Raw genomic sequence first — 24583 nt, 5'->3', positions numbered from 1 at the left:
GGCGCTGCCGCCCGGCGCGACCCCCGGACCGGGCGCATGTCCCGGCTCGGCGCACGTCCCGGCCTCCGCCCCCGTGTCAGTCCCCGCGCCCCTTCGGCCACACCCCCCGCGGCCACGGCAGGAAGCCGCTCGTCCGGGCCGCGTACCGCTGCCAGCCCTCGCGCTCGGCCATGCCCCGCTCCGTGAGCCGCTTGCCGCTGCCGAAGACGAGCAGATACGTCATGAGCAGCGGCGAGACGAGGGTCGCGGCGGCGGGTCCCCAGGCGGCGGCGGGGGCGCCGGGGGGCGGGGCGGTGAGCAGCCACAGCCCCCACCACACCGCGAAGTCGCCGAAGTAGTTCGGGTGCCGGGTCCAGCGCCACAGCCCGGTGTCGATGAGCGCGCCCCGGTGCGCGGGCTCGGCCTTGAACCGGGCCATCTGCGCGTCGCCGACCGCCTCGAAGAACAGGCCGAGCGCCCACAGGGCCACGCCGAGCCACGTGACCCACCACGTCCCGTACGGCAGGAGCACCGCCGCCTGCACGGGGACGGAGACGAGCCACACGAGCGCGGCCTGGGGCAGCGTGACGACGCGGAGCGCGTAGCGCGGGCGCGGGGTGCCCTCCGGGGCCTTGGACAGCATCCGGTCGTAGCGCGGGTCCTCGCCCTTGCCCCGGCCCCGGCGGGCGATGTGCACGCCGAGGCGCAGCCCCCACACCACGGTGAGCGCGACGGCGAGGCCCGCCCGGAGGGGATCGCCGGGACCCCGCGAGCCGTCCCCGTACGCGAAAAGCCACGCGACCACCGCGAGGAGGGCGAAGGCGAAGCCCCAGGCGCTGTCCACGTACCGGTAGAGCCCGCGCCGCCGCGAGAGCAGCCATGTGCACCCGAGGACGAGCGCGGAGGCTCCGGCGGCGGGCGCGAGGCCGAGCGCGAAGGCTCCCCAGGGAAAGCTCACGACGAGCGCCCGGCTCGCGCGTCCTTCGTGAACTGGTACTGCCGCACGTCCAGGTAGCCCGACCTGAACCCCGCCTCGGAGTAGGCGAGGTAGAAGGTCCACAGGCGGCGGAAGACCGCGTCGAAGCCGAGCGCCCCGACCTCGTCGGCGCGCGCGGTGAAGCGCTCTCGCCACAGGCGCAACGTTTCCGCGTAGTGCGCGCCGAAGGAGTCGGCGCGGGTCGCGCGGAGCGCGGTGCGGCGCGCGGTGACGGCCTCGATCGACTCGGCGGAGGGGATGAGGCCGCCGGGGAAGACGTACTTGCCTATCCAGGTGTGGGTGTCGCGGCTCGCGCGCATCCGGTCGTCGGGCATCGTGATCGCCTGGAGCGCGGCCCGCCCGCCCGGGCGCAGGCGCGCGTCGATCGTCTCGAAGTAGACGGGCAGGAACTCGTGCCCGACGGCCTCGATCATCTCGACGCTGACGACGGCGTCGTACCTCCCCTCCGCCTCCCGGTAGTCGCACAGCTCAACGCGCACGCGGTCGCCGAGCCCGGCCGCAGCGACCCGCTCCAGGGCGAGCGCACGCTGCTCGGCGGAGAGGGTCAGCGAGGTGACGTGCGCGCCGCGCGCGGCGGCCCGCAGGGCCAGCTCGCCCCACCCCGTGCCGATCTCCAGCAGCCGGGTGCCCGAGCGGACCCCGGCGAGGTCGAGGAGCCGGTCGATCTTGTGGCGCTGGGCTCCCGCGAGGTTCTCCCAGCGGGCCGGGAGGGCGCGGAAGACGGCGGAGGAGTAGGTGAGGGTCTCGTCGAGGAAGACGCCGAAGAGGTCGTTGGAGAGGTCGTAGTGCGCGCCGATGTTGTCGCGCGCGTTCGCCGGTGTGCCCCGGTGTGCCTCGGGACGGCGCGGGGCCCACAGGCCGCGCAGGCGCTGGAGCGGCCCGGGGACCAGCCCGGCGGCGTTCCCGGCGAGCACGGTCAGCGCGGCGACCGGGTCGGGGGCGTCCCACTCGCCCGCCATGTACGACTCGCCGAAGCCGATGAGGCCGAAGCGGCCGAGGCGCGCGTGGAAGGCGTCGGCGTCGCGGATGTCGATGAGCGGGCCGCCGAGCCCGAGCCTGCTGCCGTCGGGGAAGCGGACGAGCAGCGGCAGCCGGCGCAGCGCGTGGCGCACGAGGCGGCGCGTGACCGCCGAGCGGGCCGCCGAACTGGCGGGCACGGAGGCGACGTCGGGCCAGCGCGCGGGGTCGATCGTGAGCGGCGCGACGGAGCCCGCGCGCGTGGTGCTCGTGGCGCGCGTGGCGTGCGTGGCCTGGGTCCTGGTGGTGGGGGCGGTCACCGCATTCCCTCCTGGAGCGGGTGGCGCGGTCGCCGGACGACGGGCAGACCGCGCAGGTAGAGACGGATGCCGTGGGCGCGGATCGCGGCCGACACGACGAGGGTCGAGAGGGGGTGCCGCAGCGAGGCGCGCAGCACGGTCGCGGTACGGGCGGGGACGCGGTGCCCGCGCACCGTCGCGAGGAAGGGCCGGGTGCCCTCGCGCTCCAGGCGCACGGCGAGCGAGAGACGCGCGCCCGGCTCGGGGAGCCGCATGCGGTAGGAGCCGTCGACGGGGAAGAAGGGCGAGACGTAGAACTCCTTCGGGACGCTGAACTCCCCCTCCCCGCCCTGTGCTTGCTCGGGCCCGAGCAGGTACGCGTGCCGCTCCCCGTACGTGTTGTGCACCTCCGCGACGACGCACACGAGCGCGCCCCGCGGGTCGTGGCACCACCACAGGCTGAGCGGGTTGAACACGTACCCGCACACGCGGGCGTGCGCGAGGAGCCGCACGGGCCCGCCGCGCAGGTCGATGCCGTGCGCGGCGAGGAAGCGGTCGAGCCCGGCGCGCAGCGTGGGCGCGGTGCCGCCGAAGTGGTCGCGCGGGTCGAAGCGGGCCAGGGCGCCCAGCGGGCGCGGGAGTCGCGGCGGGCGGTCGGCGTCCACGTACCACAGGTAGGTGCGGTGGCGGACGTGCCGGCGCACCGGACGGCTGCGGAGGTGGAAGACCTCGCAGGGGTAGAGGGCGGCAGGTCCCGGGAAGTCCGCGGTGCGCGCGGTCACCAGCGACCCCCCAGCGACTCGGCGGCGCGCGCCCCCGAGAGCGCCCCGTCCTCGTGGAAGCCCCAGCCGAAGTAGGCACCGGCGAAGGCCGTGCGGCCCTGGTTGAGCGCGGGCAGGAGCCGCTGCGCACTCACCGACTCCGGGGTGTAGACGGGGTGTTCGTACACCATGCGGGCGAGCACCGAGCGCGGGTCCACGCGGTCCTCGCCGTTGAGCGTCACGAGGTAGCGGTCCGGCGTCCTGAGCCCCTGCAAGCGGTTCATGTCGTACGAGATCCGCACGTGGTCGGCGGGCGCCGCGCAGCCGGGCAGGAGGTAGTTCCAGGAGGCGCGGGCGCGCGGGGCGCGGGGGAGCACCGAGGTGTCGGAGTGCAGGAGCGTCGGGTTGCGCGAGTAGCGGAAGGCGCCGAGCGCGGCGCTCTCGGCCTCGCTCGGGTCCGCGAGGAGGGCGAGCGCCTGGTCGGGATGGGTCGCGATGACGACGGACTGGTACGTACGGGTCGTGCCGCCGCCGTCCATGACGTCCACGCCGTCCGCGTGCCGCCGCACCGCGCGCACGGGCGTGCCCGTACGGACGCGGTGCAAGCGCTTGGCGAGCAGCTCCACGTACGTGCGCGAACCGCCGGACACCGTGCGCCAGGACGGCGAGCCGGTCACCGAGAGCAGCCCGTGGTGGTCGAGGAAGCGGAAGAGGTAACGGGCCGGGTAGCGCAGCGCCGTGTGCGCGTCGCAGGACCAGACGGCGGCGACGAGCGGCGTCATGAAGTGCGTGACGAAGTAGCGCGAGAAGCGGTGCGCGGTGAGGAAGCGGGAGAGCGTCTCGGGTGCCGCCTCGTCGGGTTCGGGCGCGGCGAGCGTCGCCCGCGCGGCACGGTGGAAGCGGGGCACCTCGCGCAGCAGCCGCCGGTACGGGGCGCGGAGCGCGTTCCGGGGTGCGGCGAGCAGCCCGCCGGGGCCGCGCGCGCCCGCGTACTCCAGCCCGCAGCCCTCGCAGCGCACGGACATGCTCATCTCCGACTCGCGCGTCTCGACGCCGAGTTCCGCGAAGAGCCGCAGGAGCGTCGGGTACGTGCGCCGGTTGTGCACGATGAAGCCCGAGTCGACGTGCACGGGCAGGCCGCGGCTGTCCAGCACCTCGTGCGTGTGCGCGTGCCCGCCGAGCCGCTCGTCCGCCTCGTACAGGTCGACCGGCCGCGACCCGGTGAGGACGTGCGCGGCGGTGAGCCCCGCGACACCCGCGCCGATGACGGCCGTGTGCGGGGCCGCGCCCGGCTGTGCCGGGCCGCCGTGGTCGTGGGTGCGCATCTCTGGTTCCTCCCGCCGCGCCTGTCCTGGCAACTGTCGTGGGGGATACGGAGCGGTGCGCGGCGGGGATGGGTCTCAGGTGCGCTCTTCTTCCTCTCGCCTCCCGGAATTCCCACGAACGGGTGAACCGGGCCTCGGCACCCATCCGGAGGCGCGGGTGGCTCCGAATGCCTCGCATGACCCGGAACACCGCACGGCGCCGAGCGCCCCGTCCCCTCGCCCGCCGGGCGGTGGGCGGGCTCGCCGGTCTGCTCGCGGGCTACGCTGCCCTCGCGGCCGGTCAACTCGCGGCCGGTCTCGGGCGGGCCGAGACGGGTCCGGTCGCCGTCGTCGGGAGCGCCGCGGTCGACCTCGTACCGACCCCGCTCAAGACGTGGGCGATCCGCGAGTTCGGCGGCAACGACAAGCGCGTGCTCGAACTGGGGATCCTCGCGGTCCTCGCCCTGCTCGCCCTCGCGCTCGGCGCGCTCGCCACCCGGTGGCGTCTGAGCGGCGCGGCCGGGGTCCTCGCGATCGGCGTCGTCGGCGCCCTCGCGGCCCTGGGCCGCCCGGACAGCGCGGGCGTCACGGACACGCTGCCCTCCCTCGTGGGGGCGGCGTCGGGCGCGGTCCTGCTGTACCTGCTGGTGGGACCGGTGTACGCCGGTGCGTACCTGCCGCCGTGGGTGTGGCCCGGATCGCTCGGGCGGTGGCGCATTCGGGGCGCCACCGCGCCCGACGGCCCCCGGGGGACCGAGGGGAACCCTGGGGGCCGTTCACACGAGGAGCAGGGGGAGCACGGGGAGGACGAGGGGCGCGGGGAGCGCACGCGGCGTGCGGGCGAGAGCGGTACGGAAGCCGCGGGGGCCGCAGGCGACGGCGTTGCCGAGCCCGCGCCGGCCGAGGCCAAGGGCGGTGCTCTCGGCGGCGGTACGGAGGCCGGGGCGCAGGCTCCTCCCACTGAGCCGTGGGACCGCCGTCACTTCGTCCTGCTCGCCGCCGCGACGGCTGTCGGCGCGACGGCGGCCGGGGCGGCCGGGCGGGCGCTCGCGGGCGGGGACATCGCGGACGCGGTGGCCTCGCGGGACGCGCTCAGGCTCCCGCGCCCGGACTCTCCGGCCCGCCCGGTACCGGCCGGAGCGCGGCTGCGCGTCCCCGGCCTGTCGCCCTTCACGACCCCGAACAAGGACTTCTACCGCGTCGACACCGCCCTCGTGGTGCCGCACCTCGACGCCGGTGCGTGGCGCCTGAAGGTCCACGGGGAGGGCGTGCGCGAGGACATCGAGCTGAGCTTCGCCGACCTGCTCCGGCGCGAGACGGTCGAGCGCGACATCACGCTGACGTGCGTGTCGAACGAGGTCGGCGGCCCGTACGTGGGCAACGCGCGCTGGCTCGGGGCGCCGCTCGCGCCGCTGCTCAGGGAGGCGGGCGTACGGCCCCCCTCGCGCGGCGGGAAGGCCGACCAGCTCGTGGCCCGCTCGGTCGACGGCATGACGCTCGGGACCCCCGTCGAGGACGTCATGGACGGGCGCGACGCGCTCCTCGCCTTCGGCATGAACGGCGAACCGCTCCCCTTCACGCACGGTTTCCCGGTGCGGATGGTTGTGCCGGGGCTGTACGGCTACGTGTCGGCGTGCAAGTGGATCGAGAGCATCGAGCTGACGAGCTTCGCCGCCTACGACCCGTACTGGGTCAGGCGGGACTGGGCCCGCGAGGCGCCCGTCAAGACCTCGGCCCGCATCGACACCCCGAAGCCGCTGGCGCGCCCGAAGGCGGGCACGGTGACGATCGCGGGCGTCGCCTGGGCGCAGCACCGGGGCATCGAGAAGGTCGAGGTGCGGGTCGACGAAGGACGCTGGCGCCCCGCCGTCCTCGCCGCGCAGGACACCCGGGACACGTGGCGGCAGTGGTCGCTCCCCTGGCGGGCGACCCCCGGCACGCACACCCTCACGGTGCGCGCCACGGACGGCAACGGCCGCCGCCAGACGGCGAAGCGGGCCGGGACGGTGCCTGACGGGTCGAGCGGCTGGCACTCGGTGGTGGTCACCGTGGACTGACGACCGCCGTGCACGGCGGCGGCAGGCGATGCCGCCGTAGCCGACCTCGTGACGTGAGCATGTCATACACGCCTGTTGGCCTGGCTGACCCGCGCTTTCACGACAGCAATCTCTCCTCCCCCTCACCTCCTCACCCTCTTGGAGAACCTCATGCACACCGCCCTCCGCCGTACCGCCCTCGCGCTCGCCGTCGCCGTCCTGCCGGTGGCGCTCAGCGCGTGCTCCGGTGACAGCGACAACAACGCCTCGGACAACTCGTCGAAGGGGACCGCCGCTTCCAAGGAAGCCTCGAAGGAAGCGAGTTCACCGGCGGCCGGCCAGGACCGGTCGAGGGACGAGGCGGCTCCCTTCGGGCCCGGCTGCGCGGGCGTACCGAAGAGCGGCGCGGGGTCGTTCGACGGCATGGCACAGGACCCGGTGGCGACGGCGGCCTCGCACAACCCGGCGCTCTCCACGCTCGTGGCGGCGGTGAAGAAGGCGGGGCTCGTCGACACGCTCAACAACGCGAAGGACGTCACGGTGTTCGCGCCGACGAACGACGCCTTCGCGAAGATCCCGAAGGCCGACCTCGACAAGGTCCTCGCCGACAAGGCGCAGTTGACGAAGATCCTGACCTACCACGTCGTCGGCGAGAAGCTCGCGCCGAAGGACCTGGAGAAGGGCACCTTCGAGACGCTGGAGAAGAGCACGCTCATGACCTCCGGCTCGGGTACGTCGTACAAGGTCGACGACAGCGCCGAGGTCGTCTGCGGGAATGTGAAAACCGCCAATGCGAACGTGTACATCATCGACTCGGTGCTGATGCCGAAGAAGTGAACGTAAGCACGCCGAGAGGGAGTCGGACTCTCGGTCAGTGCGCGGTGCGGGTCCGGGAGCTTGATCGGCTCCCGGGCCCTCTCGCGTGCCATCGTGTGGCCCCGGTCCTTGGGAGGTCACCGGGCCAGCCTCTCCCCGTGCGCTCCGCCTGTGCGTCACCGCGCCAAGTGCCTTTGCGGGAGCGGGGCTTGCAGGCGCAGGGGGCTCGGAGACTCGGAGGCTCGGAGGGGAGTCGCGCCTCATCTCGCGGAAGTGTCCCGTGCCGGCCGGACGGGGTGGGGCGGTCCGTCGTCAGGGTCTTCCCGGTGGGCGGTGACGCGGTCTCTCGGCGGGTGGGGTGGACGGCCGCCTCGGTGCGTGGGCGGGAGCGGCTTCGCGCCCGGCCCGCGCACCGCAGGCGGCATCCCCCGTACCCCCCGTGGTCCCGAAGGCTCCCCCCGGCTCCTTCGGTTCCCCGTCCCCCTGGTTCCCCCGAGGGGTTCTCGTACCGGCCCCGGCGGCCCCCCGCTCTCCCCCGAGTCCCCCGTGGGAGGCCGTCCCCCGTGGGGCCGGTGCGATGGATTGATGATGCATGGGCCCGGGGGCGGCACGCATTGCCTGATCCCGGCAGCGTTGGCGGGTGCGGCGGTGCCCGGGTGGTGCCGTGCCGGGTGGCGCTGTGCGGGGGACGAGCGGGGGCCGGGGGTGATGCGGTGCGGTGTCGGCGGCTACCCGGCTGCGACGGGGCGGCCTGAAGGCGTGGGGAAGGGGGCCGGGTGGCGGGCGTGGCGTGAAGGAGCGCGGTCGAAGGTCTGTACGGAGGGCGCGAGTTCTGTTAGGAAAGCTTCCTAACAGGCCGGGTGCCGGTCTGCGGCACGTCCCATGCACCTCTCGACTCTGCGATGGAGGAAGGGCGTTGAACTCCGAAACCCCCCACACCCCGAGCACCACCCCCCACACCCCCGACCACTCCCGCTCCGCCCGCGCCCGTCGGCTGCGGCGGCTCGCGCCGTTCGTCGTGGCGGTCGCGCTGGCGGTCCCGTCCGCCTCGTACGCCCTCGCCTCGCCCGCCCCGGAGCACGGCGCGAGGGGCGCGGCGCGGGCGGAGCAGGCCCGTACGGAGGCGGCGACGGGCCTCGACGACCCGGCGAAGAAGGAGATCGCGATGCAGCTCGTCTCCAGCGCCGAGAACTCCTCGCTCGACTGGAAGGCCCAGTACCGCTACATCGAGGACATCGGCGACGGGCGCGGCTACACGGCGGGGATCATCGGCTTCTGCTCGGGGACCGGCGACATGCTGGACCTCGTGGAGCTGTACGCGAAGAGGGCGCCGGGCAACGTGCTCGCCCCGTACCTCCCCGCCCTGCGCGAGGTGAACGGCACTGACTCGCACGCGGGCCTCGGCTCCGCCTTCGAGGAGGCGTGGCGCACGGCGGCCGAGGACCCGGCCTTCCAGCAGGCGCAGAACGACGAGCGCGACCGCGTGTACTTCGACCCGGCCGTGGCGCAGGGCGAGAAGGACGGGGTCGGCACGCTCGGGCAGTTCATCTACTACGACGCGCTCGTGATGCACGGGCCCGGGGACGACGGCACGAGCTTCGGCGGCATCCGCGCCCGCGCCCTGCGCGAGGCGAAGCCGCCCGCCGGGGGCGGCGACGAGACGGCGTGGCTGAACGCCTTCCTCGACGCGAGGGTGTGGGCGATGAAGCAGGAGGAGGCGCACTCCGACACGAGCCGGGTCGACACGGCCCAGCGGGTGTTCCTGGACGCCGGGAACCTCGGGCTGGAGCCGCCGCTGGAGTGGAAGGTCTACGGGGACAGTTACCGGATCGGATGAGGCGGGCCGGGGGCGGGGCCGTGTGCGCCCCGCCCCAGTTCCGTGTCGTGAAGCGCCGTGTCGGGAGGCTCCCCCTCACGCCCGCCCCGTGCGGCACCTGCCCCGTCGCGCCTCTCCCGTCCGCCTCACCGCGTCACGAACTGCGTGAGGATCGCCTGGACTTCGTAGATGTCGACCCCCTTCGTGAAGGTCTTCGTGATCGGCACCTCCGTCCCCGAGAGCCAGATCTTCAGCTCCGCGTCGAGGTCCAGGTGCCCGGCCGTCTCGACGGCGAAGTGCGTGATGCTGCGGTACGGGACCGAGTGGTACTCGATCTTCTTGCCGGTCAGGCCCTGCTTGTCGACGAGCAGCAGCCGCCGGTCGGTGAAGAGGATCGTGTCGCGGATCAGCAGGTACGCGGCGTGCACCTGCTCGCCGGGGCCGAGCAGTCGCGCGTAGTCGTGCGCGGCCTTGGCCGGGTCGATGGTGTGGGCGTTCCCGAACAGTGCCATGGGCGGGGCTCCTTGTCGTCGCGGCTCGTACGCGGCCCGCGTGCCGCACGCCGCGTACCTTCCGTGTGCCTCCCCCCGGCCTGCCGTATGCGCTCCGCGTCGGTGCGCCGCGACTTCCTCGCGCGCTCGTACGACCGGGGGACAGCGCCGGGGGCGGGTATCGGGCATACGTGCGGAAGAAAGTAAGGTATGCCTAATGTCCACGCTCACCGGCCACGACGGCCCCACCGCCCCGCCCGCGCCCCCGGCCCCCGGCACCACGGCGCCCACCCAGGCACCGGTGACGGAGGCGCCCGCCCCCCAGGCGCCCACCACCGAGATCCGCAGCCCCCGGGAACTGGCCGCCCTCCTCGGCGAGCCCTGGCCCGTCGTGATCGAGAAGGTCCACGACCGCCTCGCTCCCGAGGACCTGGACATCCTCGCCCGCGCCCCGTTCTGCGTCCTGTCGACCTCCGACGAGGCCGGTAACTGCGACGCCTCGCCGCGCGGCGACCTCCCCGGCTTCACGCACGTCGTCGACGCCTCGACGATCGCCCTGCCCGAACGCCCCGGGAACCGCAGGGGCGACAGCCTCCACAACATCCTGCGCAACCCGCATGTCGGCCTCCTCTACCTCATCCCCGGCGGCAAGGAGGTGCTCCGCGTCAACGGCCGTGCTCGCGTCCTGAGCGAGGCGCCCTACTTCGACGCGATGAAGGCGACGGCGGCCGGCAAGGCGCTGCGCCCCGCCCTCGCCATCGAGATAGCGATCGACGAGATCTTCCTGCACTGCCCGCAGTCGCTGCGCCGTGCGGCCCTGTGGAAATAGGTGCGGCTCCCCTATAGTTCTGCGCCGTACGGGAACTGGCGAGTAGTTCTGCGCCGTACGGGAATTGGCGAGACCGCAGTGACAACGGCAGTGACAGTGGGGGGAACGGGCGGATGGCGGCGGAGCCGGAGCATCCTTCGAGTGTGGACCAGCGGTTCCAGGCCGGTACCGAGCGGCGGCTGGCCTGGGGGATCGGGCTGCTGATCGTCGCGGGCCTGTGCTGGGCCTGGTCGGCCTGGCACACCTTCACCCCGTACGAGACCGCCAACGGCATTCACTGCTCCGCACCGTTCCACCGCGAGGACGGGGAACTCTACGCGGCCACCCGGCACTCACAAGCGGACGACTCGATCGAGGCCTGTGTCGTCCAGCGCAACTGGCAGAGCTCCACCGTGCCGCTCGTCCTCTCCTTCCCCCTCGCCGTCACCGGCGTGGGCCTCCTCTCCGGCGCGCTCGCGACACGGCGGTCGCACGCCCACCGGGCGGCGATGGAGCGCGCGGAGAGGGAGTGGGAGCGCGGCAAGGGCGGCCGCGCCTAAGGGCTGTCCCTCCGGCACGGGCACCACCCGGCCCGCTCTCGTGGCCCCGGGGCTCCGTCCCGTACGGGCCCGGCTCAGTCCCGGACCTCCACGGTCTCGGGAGCCGTCGGCAGCGGCGATCCGCTCGCCACCACCTTCGTCCGGCCGCGCAGCGACACGCCGCCGTCCATCCGGCCCGCGACGAGCGCGAGCGCGAGGCCGCCGACCGCGAGGGCCGTGCCGACGAGCGCGGGCGAGGTCCAGCCCCAGCCCGCCGAGATCACGAGGCCGCCGAGCCACGCGCCGCCCGCGTTGGCCAGGTTGAAGGCGGAGTGGTTCGAGGCGGCCGCCATCGTCGGCGCCTCCTCCGCCTTCGCCATGAGGAGCATCTGCACGGGCGTCGTGATGAGCGCGCCCACCACTCCGATCAGCAGGACGCACAGGAGCGCCGTCGCGAGGACGTGGATCGCGAAGTAGAAGGCCGCGAGCGTCACCGCGAGGACGATCAGGCCGCCGTAGAGCGTGGGGCGCGGGGCGCGGTCGGTGAGCGGTCCGGCGAGGAGCGTGCCGAGCGTCATGCCGACCCCGTACAGCGCGAGGACGAACGTCGTCGACGACTCGGCCATGCCCGTGACCTCGGTGAGCATCGGCACGAGGTAGCTGTAGACGGCGAAGCAGCCGCCGAAGCCGACGACCGCCGTGGCGAGCATGATCGCGATGTGGCGGTTGCCCATCGCGCGCAGTTCGCGGCCGATGCCAGCCCCCTCGCCGCGCGGCTGGTGCGGTACGAGCTTCCCGAGCGCGGCGAGCGCGACGAGGCCGATCCCGGCGACGGCGAGGTACGCGGCGCGCCAGCCGAGCGCCTGCCCGAGCGCCGTACCGGCGGGGACGCCCACGATGTTCGCGACGGTCAGCCCGAGGAACATCATCGACACCGCGCGGGCGGCCCGCTCGGGCGCGACGAGCCGGGAGGCGACGACCGCGCCGACGCCGAAGAGCGCGCCGTGCGGCAGGCCCGCGAGGACGCGCGCGGCGAAGAGCGTGCCGAAGCCGGGCGCGAAGGCGGAGGCGGTGTTGCCGATGACGAAGAGGCCGGTGAGCCAGAGCAGCAGCTTCTTGTGCGGGATGCGGGCACCGAGCCCGGTGAGGAGCGGTGCGCCGATGACGACGCCGAGCGCGTACGCCGAGACGATGTTGCCCGCCTGCGGCACGGAGACGCCGACGCCGTCGGCTATCTGCGGCAGCAGGCCCATCGAGACGAACTCCGTCGTGCCGATGCCGAAGGCGACGACGGCGAGCGCGAGCAGGGCCAAGGGCATGGCGGGGTACCTCCGCAAAGGGGGCTGGGGACGGCCACGGAAAGAAGGGGGACGTGTGGCCGCGCCGGGCGTCCTTGCCCGCGCGCACACCGAAGCGAGGACCGGTGCGCGGTCCCCGCCACGGGTGCCAGCGCCGGGAGGCCCGCCGGGCATTCCGCCCGGACCGGCCGAAGCGGCGTGATACGTGTCACAGCAGGCGGGCCCCGTCCACCCGGACACCGCCCGCCCGGACACTGCCCTCCCGCCGCGCCCCCGCTCCGCCGGTGCGGGTCGCGAGGGCGGGCGGGGGCGTCTCCGCAGGGTCCTAGGAGGTCGCCAGGGGGCCGCGACCCCGCCGTCCAGGCGCCCCGTGACCCGTGCGGACGCTCACCGCTTGCGATCCGGAACACTGCTCCGTATTGTCTGGCTGAACGTTGTTCCGTTTTCCGTCAGGAGTTTCACCATGCACTACCGACCCCTTGGCCGGACAGGAATGAAGGTCAGCCCCTACGCCCTCGGCACGATGATGTTCGGGGCCCACGGGAACACGGACCACGAGGACTCCGTGCGGATCATCCACCAGGCGCTGGACGCCGGGATCAACTTCGTCGACACCGCCGACTTCTACGCGCAGGGCGAGACGGAGGAGATCGTCGGCAAGGCGCTCAAGGGACGCAGGGACGGGGTCGTGCTCGCCACGAAGGCGCACCTGCCGATGGGCGAGGACCCGAACATGCAGGGGAACTCGCGGCGCTGGCTGACGCGCGCCCTGGAGGACTCGCTGCGGCGGCTGGGCACGGACCACGTGGACCTCTTCCAGATCCACCGCCCCGACCAGGACACCGACATCGAGGAGACGCTGTCGGTGCTCACCGACCTCGTGCGCGCGGGCAAGGCGCGCGCGATCGGCACCTCCTCGTTCCCGGCCTCGTACCTCGTCGAGGCGCACTGGGTCGCCGAGCGGCGCGGACTCCATCGCTTCCGCACCGAGCAGCCCAACTACTCGATCCTCGACCGCGGCATCGAGAGCGAGGTCCTGCCGGTCGTCGAGCGGTACGGGATGGGGGCGCTCGTCTTCAGCCCGCTCGCCGGCGGCCAGCTCACCGGGCGCTACCGCAAGGGCCAGAGCTCGGACGGGCGGCGCGGCGCGCTGTTCTCGTACTTCGCCGACGAGCGGCGCGTGGACGCGGTCGAGCGGCTGATCGCGCTCGCCGAGAAGACGGGTATCTCGCTCACGCACATGGCGATGGCGTTCGTCCTCGCCCACCCGGGCGTGACCTCGGCGATCATCGGCCCGCGCACGAAGGAGCACCTGGACGACCTCCTCGCGGGCGCAGGCATCGCGCTGAGCGACGACGTGCTCGACGAGATCGACGCCATCGTCCCGCCGGGGACGGACATCGGCCGCCTGGACATGGTCTTCCAGCCCCCGGCCCTCACCGACCCGGCCCTCCGCAGGCGCCCGGCCCCCCAGCGCTCGGCGGCGGACGCCCCGGCGGCCTGAGCGGCGGGCCCCGGCCCGGCCCGTGCGTCAGCGCGGACCGGGCCGGGGCGCTTTCCAGGGGCGGTCGCCGGACCTCCCCCACCGGATGGTTCGCGCGAGACCTCCGCGCGCCCCGTCCCCACTCCGGCACCGACCTCCCGCCGAACATTGCCGGAACCGCGCAGTGCGCCCGGGGTGTGGAGAGGGGCAGGATCGGGGGAGCGGCCCGGCGCCAGGGCCGTGGGAACGGGGGTGGGTGACCGTGGGGGGCCGGAAGCCTTGGGCGCGTTTCGCGGGGGACGAGGGTCCCTCGCTACGGGAGTTCGTCGGCGCGCTGTGCGTCATCCGTACCGGCTGGGTCGATGTCCGCTTCGGACAGGCCGAGGTCCGCGCGGCGGACGGTTCCACCGCGCTCGTGCAGGTACGGCAGTACGAGGGCGAGGAGTTGGCGCTCGGGAGCACCGGGCTGCTCTACGCCTACGAGGAGGACCAGGGGTTCTTCTGGGTCACGCCCTTCGATCCCGGCCTCGATCCCGCCCCTCCCGAACCGGGCCGCTGAGGCCCCGCCCCACGCCGTCCGGCACGGGGCCCACCCGGGCGCGTACGTCCCCAGGACCGCCGGTCGCGGCACCACCACGTACCGGCCCGCCCGGCCGCACCACCACGTAGCGCCGCACCACCGCGCCCCGCCGCACCACCTCGCACCCCATTCCTCCGCATACACGCTGATTCGTTCCTGACCGGGGGGTCACTCGTGAATCTGCTCCTGGGGGTCGGTATTCCGGCCGTCGTCCTGCTCCTGCTGATCGCCTGCGGGCTGCTGCTCGTCAGCAAGCTCTTCCGGAAGGTCGAGCAGGGGCGGGCGCTCATCGTCTCCAAGTACCGCAAGGTCAGCGTCACGTTCACCGGGCAGGTCGTGCTGCCGGTGTTCCACAAGGCCGAGGTCATGGACATCTCGGTGAAGACCATCGAGATCTCCCGCACCGGCGCGGACGGCCTGATCTGCCGCGACAACATCCGCGCGGACATCCGCATCTCGTTCTTCGTGCGCGTCAACAAGACCGTCGAGGACGTCATCAAGGTCGCCCAGGCGATCGGCACCGCGCGCGCCAGCGACCGGGCCACGCTCCAGGAGCTGTTCAACGCCAAGTTCTCCGAGGCGCTCAAGACGGTCGGCAAGCAGCTCGACTTCACCGACCTCTACACGATGCGCGAGGAACTGCGGGACCGGATCATCCAGGTCATCGGAACCGACCTCAACGGCTACAGCCTGGAGGACGCGGCGATCGACTACCTGGAGCAGACCCCGCTCGCCCAGCTCGACCCCGCCAACGTCCTCGACGCGCAGGGCATCCGCAAGATCACCGAGCTGACGGCCGTCGAGCACGTGCGCACCAACGAGTTCCAGCGCACGGAGGAGAAGGAGATCACGCGGCAGAACGTCGACGCGCGCGAGGCGATCCTGGAGCTGGAGCGGCGGCAGTCGGAGGCGGAGAGCAAGCAGAAGCGCGAGATCGAGACGGTACGGGCGCGCGAGGACGCCGAGACGGCGCGAGTCGTCGAGGAGGAACGCCTGCGCGCGCAGGCCGCCTTCCTGCGGACGGAGGAGCAACTCGGCGTCCAGCGCGAGAACCAGGCGCGCGAGATCGCCGTGGCGCAGAAGAACCGCGAGCGGGTCATCGCGATCGAGAACGAGCGCATCGAGAAGGACCGCCTCCTGGAGGTCATCGGCCGCGACCGCGAGACGGAGCTGACCCGGATCGCCGCCGAGAAGGAGGTCGAGGGCGAGCGCCGCGCGATCGCCGAGGTCATCCGCGAGCGTGTGGCCGTGGACCGGACCGTCGCCGAGCAGGAGGAGGCGATCAAGCGGCTGCGCGCGGTCGAGGAGGCCGAGCGGCTGCGGCAGTCGGCGGTCATCGCGGCCGAGGCGGAGGCGCAGGAGCGGCTGGTCAAGGACATCAAGGCCGCCGAGGCGGCGGAGCAGGCCGCCGTGCACCGCGCGGCCGAGCAGCTCACGCTCGCGGAGGCGCGCGACAAGGCGGCCTCGCTCGACGCGCAGGCGAAGGTGCGGCTCGCGGAGGGCGTGCAGGCGGAGGCGGCGGCCGAGGGGCTCGCGGCCGTGCGGGTGCGCGAGCAGGAGGCGGCCGTCACCGAGAAGGCCGGGCTCGCCGAGGCCCGCGCCACGGAGGCGCGGCTGCGCGCCGAGGCGGCGGGCGCGCGCGAACTCGCCCTCGCCGAGGCCGAGGGCACGCGCGAGAAGGCGCTCGCCGAGGCAGCGGGCGCGCAGGAGAAGGCGCTCGCGGAGGCCGCGGCCGTGGAGAAGAAGCTCAAGGCGGAGGCGGCGGGCCTCACCGACAAGGCGGCGGCGATGGCGGCGCTCGACGAGGCCTCGCGCGGCCACGAGGAGTACCGGCTCCGTCTGGAGGCGGAGAAGGACATCCGCCTCGCGGGCCTGGAGGCGCAGCGGCACGTCGCCGAGTCGCAGGCCACCGTCCTCGCGACGGGACTGGAGCACGCGAACGTCAGCATCGTCGGTGGCGAAGACGTGTTCTTCGACCGGCTCGTGCGCTCGGTCTCGCTCGGCAAGGGACTCGACGGCTTCGTGCAGGGCTCGGAGACGGCCCGTACGCTCGCGGGCCCGTGGCTCGACGGCACGGCCTCCTTCACCGACGACCTGACCCGCGTCCTCGGCTCCGTCTCGACGGGCGACATCAAGAACCTGACCGTCTCGGCCCTGCTCACGAAGCTCATGGCCCACGGCGGTGACCCGCGACTGGCCGAACTGACGGCGACGGCACGGAGCCTGGGCCTGGCGGACCTGCCGCTCGCGGGCCTGCTCGGCGCGGGCGGCGGTACGGGCACGACCGCGGCGCCCGCCCCGGCCGCCGCCCCCGCCGCCCACAACGGTGCCGCGACCCCCGGGAGCCCCGCGTGAGCCCCGCCCCCGGGGCGGGGCTCGGCGCCGACCACGCCCGCCTCCGCGCGCGCACCGACCTCCTCGCCACCCGGCTCGCCGCGCTCGACGCCGCCCGCCGCGAGGCGTTCGGCGGGACGGACGTCGTTCCCGACCGGCACGGCGAGATCGGCGTGCCGCGCCCCGCGCACCCCGGCGACCTCCTCGCCGTCGCCCCCGACACCCTGCTCCTCGGGCAGGTGCCGGGCCCCGGGACCGTACGCGGGGAGCCCGCGGTCGGCGACGTCCTGCGCCTCTACGACGGCAAGCTGCGCCCGCTCGCCGACGACGCCGTGCCCGGACTGCTCGACGACCCGGCGTTCCGGCGGGAGTTCGCCGCGCTGCACCGCTACTTCCGGCGCGCCGCGCTCGTCCGCCTGCGCCGGGTGCCCGGCAGGCTCCTCGCCGTGTTCCGCACGGGCGAGCGCGAGGGGGACCTCAAGGTCCTCCGCTGGGAGGACACCGGGGACGGCACGTACCGCTTCCTCGACGCCGCGGGCGAGCGCGAGCACGCGGCTGCCGGGCGCTACGACGTCGACTGGCACGAGGCGGACCGCGCCGACCACGTCCCCGGGCGCCACCCGCACGTGCGCCTCGCGGGCGGCGCGCTCTACGTCTCGACCGTCGGCGGTCGGCTCAGCGTCAAGACGGAGAACGACACCGAGACCAAGGACGTCCTCCACGAGGAGCCCGTCGACGAGCCCTTCCAGTCCCTCGGCGACGCGGAGTTCGCGCACGCGCAGGCCGGGGCGCTCGTCCTGCTCCGCGTGCGCCCGTACAAGGAGGAGCCCCGCTACTTCGTCTTCCACCCGCTGACCCGCACCGTGACCAGGCTCGACGCGCTGGGCCGCTCGTTCCGGCGGCTCCCCGGCGGCGAGGGGCTCGTCTACCCCGGCGGGTACGTGCTCGCGACGGGCGAGGTGCGCCGCTTCGACCTCACCGGGCGCGAGGAGGACGGGCCACGCTTCGAGCAGGAGGTCGCCTCCCCGGACGGCGAGCAGGTCTTGTACGTCTTCCGCGCGCCGGAGGGCGGCCCCGCGCTCCTCCTCCCGTACCACAGGGTCCGCAAGGAGGTCGCGACACCGCTCACGACCCACGGCCACGCGCTGCTCGACGACGGCACGCTGTACGCGCTCGAAGCGCCGGGCACCGAGGCCACGACCGGGCACGCGGTCCGCTCCTGGCGCACGCCGTTCGCGGCCAGGGCACGCGAGGCGCGGGCGGCGGGGCCCCTGGCCCGGATCGGCGCGGCGGCGCTCGTCCGGGGCATCGCGGACTGCCTCGACGCGGTACGGCTCGCGCGGGCGGCGACCGGGGACGCGAGGACGGGGACCGCGGGGGTCGCGGTGGCCGCGGCGCCGGGGGACGCGGGGGCCGGGAGCGCTGAGGCGGGGGAGGCGGGACCCGGGGGCGGCACGGCGGACGAAGACGCCATCGAAGCCGGGTCCCCCGCACCCGGCGGCTCCGCCGACGCCGCCCCCCGGCCACCCGGCGACGCGGCCACCGACACCCCCGCCGACGCCACCACCGAGCCCGCCCACCAGGCCCTCCTCACCGCCTGCGACCGCGCGCTCGACCGCCATCCCTGGCTCGCCGCCGACGACCTGCCCGTCGATCTGCGGACCCCGCTGCGCGAGGTGCGGGAGGCGGCACGGCGGACGCTGGAGTCGTACGCGACCGTGCGGGCGCTCGCCGCCGAGTCGGCCGCCGAGGTCGCGCGCGTCGCCGAGGAGGTACGGGGCCTGCTGCGCCGTGTCGCGGGCGAGCCGGCGTCCGGGGTCTTCACGTGGATCGAGCGCCTCACGGAACTGCGCCGCGCGCAGGGCGCAGTCCTCGCGCTCGCCGGGCTGCGCCACGCGGACCCGGCGGCCGTCGACGCGCTCGCCGCCGAGACCGAGCAGGGCCTCGACGCGACCGCCCGCCAGGCCCTCGCCGCACTGGAGGACACAGCGGCCTTCACGGCCCAGGAGGAGCGGCTCGCGGCCTACGAGGCCGAAGCCGGCGCCCTCGCACAGGCGTCAGCGGCGGTCGCGTTGACGACCCGCATCGACGACCTCGCCGCCGGGCTCCGTTCCCTCACCGAGACCCTCACCTCGCTCGACGGCACCGAGGCCACCGCCCGCACCCGCGTCCTGCACCGCGTGACCGGCCTCCTCGGCGGTCTCAACCGCGCCCGCGCCCTCGCCGCCGGACGCGCCGAGGAACTGGGCGAGGCGGAGCGACAGGACGCCTTCGCCGCCGAGTTCGCCCTCTTCGGGCAGGCGGTGACGAGCGCGCTCGCCGCGGCGAGCACTCCCGAGGAGTGCGAGAGCGGGCTCACCGCGCTGCTCGCGCGCCTCGAAGGCCTGGAGGCCCGCTTCGCCGGGCAGGACGCCTTCCTCACCGCGCTCACCGAGAAGCGCGCCGAGGTGAGCGACGCCTTCGCCGGTCGCGGCCAGAGCCTGCGCGACGCCCGCGCCCGCCGCGCCGAACGCCTCGCCGACTCGGCCCGCGCCCTCCTCGCCACGGTCGCCCGCCGCGCCGCCGCCGCGCGCGAACCGGCGGCGCTCGCCGCCTACTTCGCCTCCGACCCGATGCCCCTCAAGGTGCGGGACGTCGTGCGGAACCTGCGCGCGCTCGGCGACTCCGTACGGGCCGACGAACTGGAGGCCCGGCTCGCCGCCGTCCACGAGGAGGCGCGCCGCGCCCTGCGCGACCGCGGCGACCTGTACGAGGACGACGGCGCGACCGTCCGCCTGGGCCGCCACCGCTTCGCCGTCACTCGCGAGACCCCCGTCCTGACCCTCGTCCCCGCCCCCGAGGACGACGGCCTCGTCCTCGCCCTCACCGGAACCGACCACCGCACCCCCGTCACCGACCCCGTCCTCACCTCACAACCCGACTTCTGGACCCAGGAGTTGCCGAGCGAGAACGCCGACGTCTACCGCGCCGAGCACCTCGCCGCACGCCTCTTCGCCGCCCACGGCCCGGCGGCGCTCGACGCGCGTACCGCCGAGGAGCGCGCGGCACTCGTACGCGACGAGGCCGCCGCCGCGTACGACGAGGGTCACGAGCCCGGCGTGCACGACCACGACGCCGCCCTCATCCTCGAAGCCCTCCTCGCGCTCGCCGGTTCCGCCGGGCTCCTGCGCCACCCGGCCGCCGACCGCGCCGCCGCCCGCCTGTACTGGGCCTTCGGCGCGACGGACCGCGAGGCGCTCGCCCGCGCCTGCGCGTCCCTGACCCGCGCCCGCGACACCTTCGGCGTCGAACCCGGCGCCCTCACCGCGCTCCGCACCCGCCTCGGCGCGGAGGCCGGACGCGGCGTCTGGGGAGACGGTCTGAGCGAGGGGGCGACCGCGTACCTGATCGAAGAACTCGCCACCGGCCAGGCTGATTTCGTGACGGGCCCGGGCGCGCGCGGTCTCCTCGCGGGCTTCCGCGCGCAGGTCGGCACGGTCCCGTACGCGGAGGAGGTGCGCGAGCGCCTCGCGGCGGACGACCCGGAGGGCGCGGGCGCGCTCGTCCGCGGCTGGCTGGAGGCGTACGTACGCGGCGGGACGGACCGCGAGGCGGGCCCGGAGACGGACGGTGACCTGGCCGAGGCGGTCGCGCTGGAGCTGTGCGCCCCGCGAGCGCACGACCCCGCCACCCCCGACGCTCCCCAGTCCGCCACGGTCACCGGCCTCCTCGGCACCCATCCCCGCCTGACCCCCGGCGCCACCGGAGGGCGCGAACTCACCCTCCGCATCGACGAGTTCCTCCCGCGCACCCACGCCTTCCGCACCACCACGGCCCCCGCCTTCCGCGCCTACCAGCGCCACCGCACCCGCTACCTCGCGCGGGCCCGCGCGGAACTCGGCCTCGACGGCTACGTGCCGCGCGTGGCGGGCTCGTTCGTCCGCGGACGGCTCGTCGACGAGGTGTACCTGCCGCTCGTCGGCGACAACCTCGCCAAGCAACTCGGCACCCAGGGGGCGGAGCGCCGCAGCGACCGCGGCGGCCTCCTCCTGCTCCTCTCACCGCCCGGCTACGGCAAGACGACCCTCACCGGCTGGGTCGCCGCGCGCCTCGGCCTCCTCCACGTCCGCGTCGACGGCCCCGCGCTCGGCAGCGCGACCACGTCGCTCGACCCGGACCGCGCCCCCGACGAGGGCGCCCGCCGCGAACTGGAGAAGCTGCGCTTCGCGCTCACGGCAGGCAACAACGTGCTGCTCCACATCGACGACATCCAGCACCTCTCGCCGCGCCTGCTCCAGCAGTTCATCCCGCTGTGCGACACGAGCCGCACGCTCGACGGGCACGACCTGCGCGGCAAGCGCTTCGCCGTCGTCATGACCGGCAACCCGTACACCGAGTCGGGCGAGTCCTTCCACGTCCCCGACATGCTCGCGAGCCGCGCCGACGTGTGGAACCTCGGCGACGTCCTGCGCGGCAAGGAGGACGCCTTCGCGCTCAGCTTCCTGGAGAACGCCCTCACCGCCCATCCCTCCCTCGCCCCGCTCGCCTCGCGCGCGCCCGCCGACATCCCCGCGCTGCTCGCGGACACGGCGACGGAACACGCCTACGGACCCGCCGAACGCGCCGAGATCCGCGCGGTGCTGAGCCACCTCGCCCACGCCCGGACGACGCTCCTGCGGGTCAACGCCGCGTACATCGCCTCGGCGGCCCGCACCGGCGCGGCCCGTACCGAACCCCGCTTCCAGCTCCAGGGCTCCTACCGCGACATGAACAAGATCGCGGCCCGCGTCACGGCCGGCATGACGCCCGCGGAGGTGGACACCCTCGTCACCGACCACTACCGCGCGGAGGCCCAGACCCTGGGCCCCGAGGCCGAGGCGTCCCTCCTCAAACTCGCCCACCTGCGCGGCGACCCGACCCCGGAGGAGCAGTCCCGCTGGCAGGACCTCTGCGAGGCGGAACGCAGGGCGAGCGCGCTCGCGGGGACGGGCGAGGACCCGGTGGGGCGCGCGGTGGCACTCCTCGCCGACCGCCTCGCGGACCGGCTCGCGGGGCTGGAGCGGGCGATCGCGGCGAGGCGGGAGGACGGCATGTGAGGGCGCCGGACGGCCGCGCGGAGAGGGGCGTCCGTGGGGAGGGGGCCCGCCTGGAGGGAGGGTGCCCGCGCGGAGGGGGCCCGCGCGGTGGCGGGGGCGCCCACGGGGTGGCGGGGTGTTCGCGCGGAGAGTGGCCCGCCCCGCCGCGTCGTCCGCTCTCCCGTCTGCCGTCGCGTCATCCGCCCCGGTATGTCGCCGCCGCCTCGCAGCTTTGTCCGCGTCCGGTAACCGGGGTATCACCGCAGGCCGGACGTATGACTAGATGGAGGCACGGCAACGGGGACGACGACACCGAGGGGCGGGCGGCGGAGATGGCACGGCACAGGGAGAACGGCTGGCGCGGGAAGTGGGCCGCGGCGGTGCTCGGCGTCTCGGCGCTCGCCGCGGTGACCTCGCTGTGGACCGCGCAGGCCGACACCCTCTCGGGCCCCGCGCCGCACCCGAGCCCGTCCACGACGCACGCCGCGCATCCGAAGAAGGTCGCGACCGGCATCGCGCACGCCTCGGACAAGGGCCCGCGCGGCGTCAACATCACGGTCGACGACGGCCCCGACCCCACCTGGACCCCGCAGGTCCTCGCGGTGCTCAAGCAGTACGGGGTCAAGGCGACGTTCTGCATGGTCGGCAGCCAGGCCCAGGCGTACCCGGACCTCGTCAAGCAAGTTGTGGCGGACGGCCACCGGCTCTGCGACCACACGATCTCGCACGACACCGCCATGGACCACAAGTCCGAGGCGTACCAGGCCCAGGAGATCCTCGACGCCGAGCGCATGATCACCAAGGCGTCCGGCGGCGTCCACCCCCAGTACTACCGCGCCCCGGGCGGCGCCTTCACCCCCTACAGCCGCCGGCTCGCCGCCTCCCACGGCATGCGCCCGCTGGGCTGGAACGTCGACACGAAGGACTTCGAGCACCCCGGCGTCGCGGCGATCGTCTCGACGGTCAAGAACGAACTCCCCAACGGCCCGACGATCCTCTTCCACGACGCGGGCGGCGACCGCGCCGAAACCCTGGCGGCCCTCCGCGAGGTCCTGCCGTGGCTGAAGCAGCAGGGGTACGCCTTCGGCTTCCCGGTCCGGTGAGGCACGCGTGACCACGGAGATCTGGGCCTCGGCCTAGGGTCTGTCTTCAATCTCGCCTCTGCCGCGCGACGCCCGGTACGCACTCTCGCCGTACCGGCCGAAATCCCAAGTACGCCCAGTACGAGGGGTTCCGGCCGGCACGCCGAGAGTACGCACCGGACGCCGCGCGGCCGCCCTGCGGGCGACGAGGCGAGATTGAAGACAGACTTCCTGGTCCCTGACGGGCGTCGCGCTCGGCGCCGGCCTGACCGCGCTCTCCCAGCGCGCCACCCAGCGCTCCGCCGACCGGGCCGAGGAACGCCGCCTGCGCACGGCCACGAGCGAGTCCCGCCGGGCCGAACGCCTCCAGTCCGTGAAGGACTTCCTCGCCCGTGCCCAGGAAGCCGAACGCGCCGCCAACAGCCGCCCGGACTCCTGGGGCGAGGACGCGGACTGGCGACAGCGGGCCGACGGACTGGCGACAGCGGGCCGGGGACGCCATGACGGCCCTGTGGATCGCCGAACGCCACATGGCCCTCCTGCGCCCCCCGGCCCTGGACGGCCCCCGCCCGCACCTACGCCCGCGCTCTCAACCAGGCCGTGTGGCGCGAGACCGGCGACACGGAGGTCAACGAGCACCTGGAGGCGGCCAAGACGGCCTTCATGGCGACGGCCCGCGCGATCCTCGCGCCGCCCACGGACCCCGTGGGGAACGCGCGGGGCCCCCGGGAGCGGTGAGGGTGGCGCGAGGGGCGGTCAACTCCCCGCGTACGGGCTGATCAGCGCAGCCCCGCGAAGAGGTCGTCCTCCGGCAGGGCCGCGCCGGTGGTGTCAGCGACCCGTACGAACGTCTCCGTGCCCATCAGCTCCCGGAACCGCTCCTTGCCCATGCGGAGGAAGAAGATGTTCTCGCCCTGACTCGCGTGCGCGGCCAGGGCGTCGAACTTCTGGTCGCTGAAGGCGGCGGTGTCCACCCACGTGGTGACCTCCTCGTCCGGCAGACCGATCTCCGCCATCGCGGCGAGCTCCGCGGGGTCCGGCTCCGGCATGTCGGGCTGGAACTCGCGCATGGTCTCGCCGTACCGCCGCATCGCGGAATGGGGCATCGTCGTCCAGTAGACCTTCGGCGTCAGCCCGCTCAGCTCCACCGCGGCCATCGTGACGCGGTGGGCCTGGATGTGGTCGGGATGCCCGTAGAAGCCGTTCTCGTCGTAGGTGACGACGACATCGGGCCGGTAGTGCCGCATGAGTGCGGCGAGCCGCGCCGCGGCCTCGTCGACGGGCGTCCGCCAGAAGGCGTCGGGCAACTCGTTGCTCGGCCACCCCATCATTCCGGAGTCGCCGTAGCCGAGCATCTCCAGGTCACTGATCTTCAGCACCCCACAACTCGCCTCCAGTTCCTCGCGCCGCATCGCGGCCACAACCGCTCCGTCGTGCCCCTCGTCCCCCGGCTTCACACCCCCCGGCCCGTCCCCGCACCGCCCGTCGGTACAGGTCACGAGCACGGTCCGCACCCCCTCCGCCGCATACCGCGCCAGCACCCCACCGGTCCCGGTGGCCTCATCATCAGGATGAGCGTGCACAGCCATGAGGGTCAGGGGCCGGTCGTTCATGGGGAGCATTCCTCCGGGAAGCGGGAGAGGTACGGGGTTGGTCCGCGTACGCCCGTACAAATATGCCCCACTTCCCCGAACAAGGCCCCGCCGCCCGGAACCGTCCCCGCCGAGGGACACGGCAGGGGCGGCAGCGCGGGCACGCGAGCCGACCGGGCGAGCGGGAGGAGGGCCCGGCGTTCCTGACCCGCAGGGGTGTTCACGCGGCTATGTACCTCACGGGAGGGGGAGGCAGGGAGGAGATCTCAACCGCGACAAAGCCGCGTTCCGTATTACACGCGGTACATAATCTTTTCAAGATTGATTGAACTGGAAAAATTCTGATCAATTTAGAAC

At 74.2% G+C, this 24583-nt stretch carries 17 protein-coding genes and 1 pseudogene; 11 read left to right on the top strand and 7 right to left on the bottom strand.

Annotated elements, in window-relative coordinates:
* Positions 1-76: 76 nt before the first annotated feature.
* From IF99_RS0120920 to IF99_RS0120905, 4 genes are read right to left on the bottom strand one after another with little or no spacing between them, the layout of a single operon-like run.
* On the bottom strand, positions 77-937 hold the full coding sequence (locus IF99_RS0120920; protein WP_030998138.1) for a DUF1295 domain-containing protein: 861 nt from the start codon (positions 935-937) through the stop codon (positions 77-79).
* Positions 934-2253, bottom strand: coding sequence for an SAM-dependent methyltransferase (locus IF99_RS0120915; RefSeq protein ID WP_030998137.1), 1320 nt, complete (start codon positions 2251-2253; stop codon positions 934-936). Before IF99_RS0120915 ends, IF99_RS0120920 begins: the two co-directional genes overlap by 4 nt.
* A complete protein-coding gene (locus IF99_RS0120910; protein WP_078655189.1) occupies positions 2250-3014 on the bottom strand; it encodes a DUF1365 domain-containing protein in 765 nt (254 codons plus the stop codon). The genes IF99_RS0120915 and IF99_RS0120910 overlap by 4 nt, the downstream gene beginning before the upstream one ends.
* On the bottom strand, positions 3011-4318 hold the full coding sequence (locus tag IF99_RS0120905; RefSeq protein WP_030998135.1) for an NAD(P)/FAD-dependent oxidoreductase: 1308 nt from the start codon (positions 4316-4318) through the stop codon (positions 3011-3013). Before IF99_RS0120905 ends, IF99_RS0120910 begins: the two co-directional genes overlap by 4 nt.
* 176 nt (positions 4319-4494) lie before the next feature.
* On the opposite strand from IF99_RS0120905, the gene IF99_RS0120900 reads away from it, so the two are divergent.
* From IF99_RS0120900 to IF99_RS0120890, 3 genes are all read left to right on the top strand, one after another.
* Positions 4495-6354: a molybdopterin-dependent oxidoreductase gene (locus IF99_RS0120900; RefSeq protein ID WP_030998134.1), complete on the top strand. Its 1860-nt coding sequence runs from the start codon at positions 4495-4497 to the stop codon at positions 6352-6354.
* A 150-nt stretch (positions 6355-6504) separates the two neighbouring features.
* Entirely contained in the window at positions 6505-7170 is a 666-nt protein-coding gene (locus IF99_RS0120895) for a fasciclin domain-containing protein (RefSeq protein WP_030998133.1), read from the top strand.
* An 895-nt stretch (positions 7171-8065) separates the two neighbouring features.
* Entirely contained in the window at positions 8066-8986 is a 921-nt protein-coding gene (locus tag IF99_RS0120890) for a chitosanase (RefSeq protein ID WP_199806530.1), read from the top strand.
* A gap of 125 nt (positions 8987-9111) precedes the next feature.
* Here the strand turns inward: IF99_RS0120890 and IF99_RS0120885 are convergent, their stop codons facing one another.
* Positions 9112-9477 carry a PH domain-containing protein gene (locus tag IF99_RS0120885; protein ID WP_030998131.1) on the bottom strand — a complete coding sequence of 122 codons (366 nt, stop codon included), beginning with the start codon at positions 9475-9477 and terminating at the stop codon, positions 9112-9114.
* 196 nt (positions 9478-9673) lie between these two features.
* Between IF99_RS0120885 and IF99_RS0120880 the strand changes: the two genes are divergently transcribed.
* Both IF99_RS0120880 and IF99_RS0120875 read left to right on the top strand, forming a co-directional pair.
* Entirely contained in the window at positions 9674-10285 is a 612-nt protein-coding gene (locus IF99_RS0120880) for an MSMEG_1061 family FMN-dependent PPOX-type flavoprotein (protein WP_030998130.1), read from the top strand.
* Positions 10286-10428: 143 nt separating this feature from the next.
* The gene (locus IF99_RS0120875; protein ID WP_234340785.1) at positions 10429-10824 is read left to right on the top strand and encodes a hypothetical protein; all 396 of its coding nucleotides are present in this window, start codon (positions 10429-10431) and stop codon (positions 10822-10824) included.
* A gap of 74 nt (positions 10825-10898) precedes the next feature.
* Here the strand turns inward: IF99_RS0120875 and IF99_RS0120870 are convergent, their stop codons facing one another.
* Positions 10899-12122 carry an MFS transporter gene (locus IF99_RS0120870; protein ID WP_030998128.1) on the bottom strand — a complete coding sequence of 408 codons (1224 nt, stop codon included), beginning with the start codon at positions 12120-12122 and terminating at the stop codon, positions 10899-10901.
* Between the two features lie 442 nt (positions 12123-12564).
* Here IF99_RS0120870 and IF99_RS0120865 point away from each other — a divergent pair, with 442 nt between their 5' ends.
* The 6 genes and pseudogenes from IF99_RS0120865 to IF99_RS35785 all read left to right on the top strand — a co-directional run bounded on the left by IF99_RS0120865 (position 12565) and on the right by IF99_RS35785 (position 23372).
* Positions 12565-13605: an aldo/keto reductase gene (locus tag IF99_RS0120865; RefSeq protein ID WP_030998127.1), complete on the top strand. Its 1041-nt coding sequence runs from the start codon at positions 12565-12567 to the stop codon at positions 13603-13605.
* A 241-nt stretch (positions 13606-13846) separates the two neighbouring features.
* Entirely contained in the window at positions 13847-14143 is a 297-nt protein-coding gene (locus IF99_RS0120860) for a hypothetical protein (protein ID WP_007824959.1), read from the top strand.
* A gap of 195 nt (positions 14144-14338) precedes the next feature.
* Entirely contained in the window at positions 14339-16519 is a 2181-nt protein-coding gene (locus IF99_RS0120855; RefSeq protein WP_030998126.1) for a hypothetical protein, read from the top strand.
* Complete coding sequence (locus IF99_RS0120850) at positions 16516-21573, top strand: DNA repair ATPase (protein WP_030998125.1); 5058 nt, start codon at positions 16516-16518, stop codon at positions 21571-21573. Before IF99_RS0120855 ends, IF99_RS0120850 begins: the two co-directional genes overlap by 4 nt.
* Positions 21574-21884: 311 nt before the next feature.
* Positions 21885-22655, top strand: a complete 771-nt coding sequence (locus tag IF99_RS0120845; protein WP_030998124.1) for a polysaccharide deacetylase family protein — start codon at positions 21885-21887, stop codon at positions 22653-22655.
* A 217-nt stretch (positions 22656-22872) separates the two neighbouring features.
* Positions 22873-23372, top strand: a pseudogene (locus IF99_RS35785) (hypothetical protein).
* A gap of 41 nt (positions 23373-23413) precedes the next feature.
* Here IF99_RS35785 and IF99_RS0120835 read toward each other — a convergent pair.
* The gene (locus IF99_RS0120835; protein ID WP_030998123.1) at positions 23414-24247 is read right to left on the bottom strand and encodes a PIG-L family deacetylase; all 834 of its coding nucleotides are present in this window, start codon (positions 24245-24247) and stop codon (positions 23414-23416) included.
* Positions 24248-24583 lie beyond the last annotated feature (336 nt).

Origin of the sequence: Streptomyces sp. NRRL F-5630 (assembly GCF_000719475.1) — a bacterium.
In the GTDB taxonomy this organism is placed as follows: Bacteria; Actinomycetota; Actinomycetes; order Streptomycetales; family Streptomycetaceae; genus Streptomyces.
The sequence above is the reverse complement of the archived record's forward strand: the minus strand, read 5'-3'. Positions and strand labels throughout refer to the sequence as shown.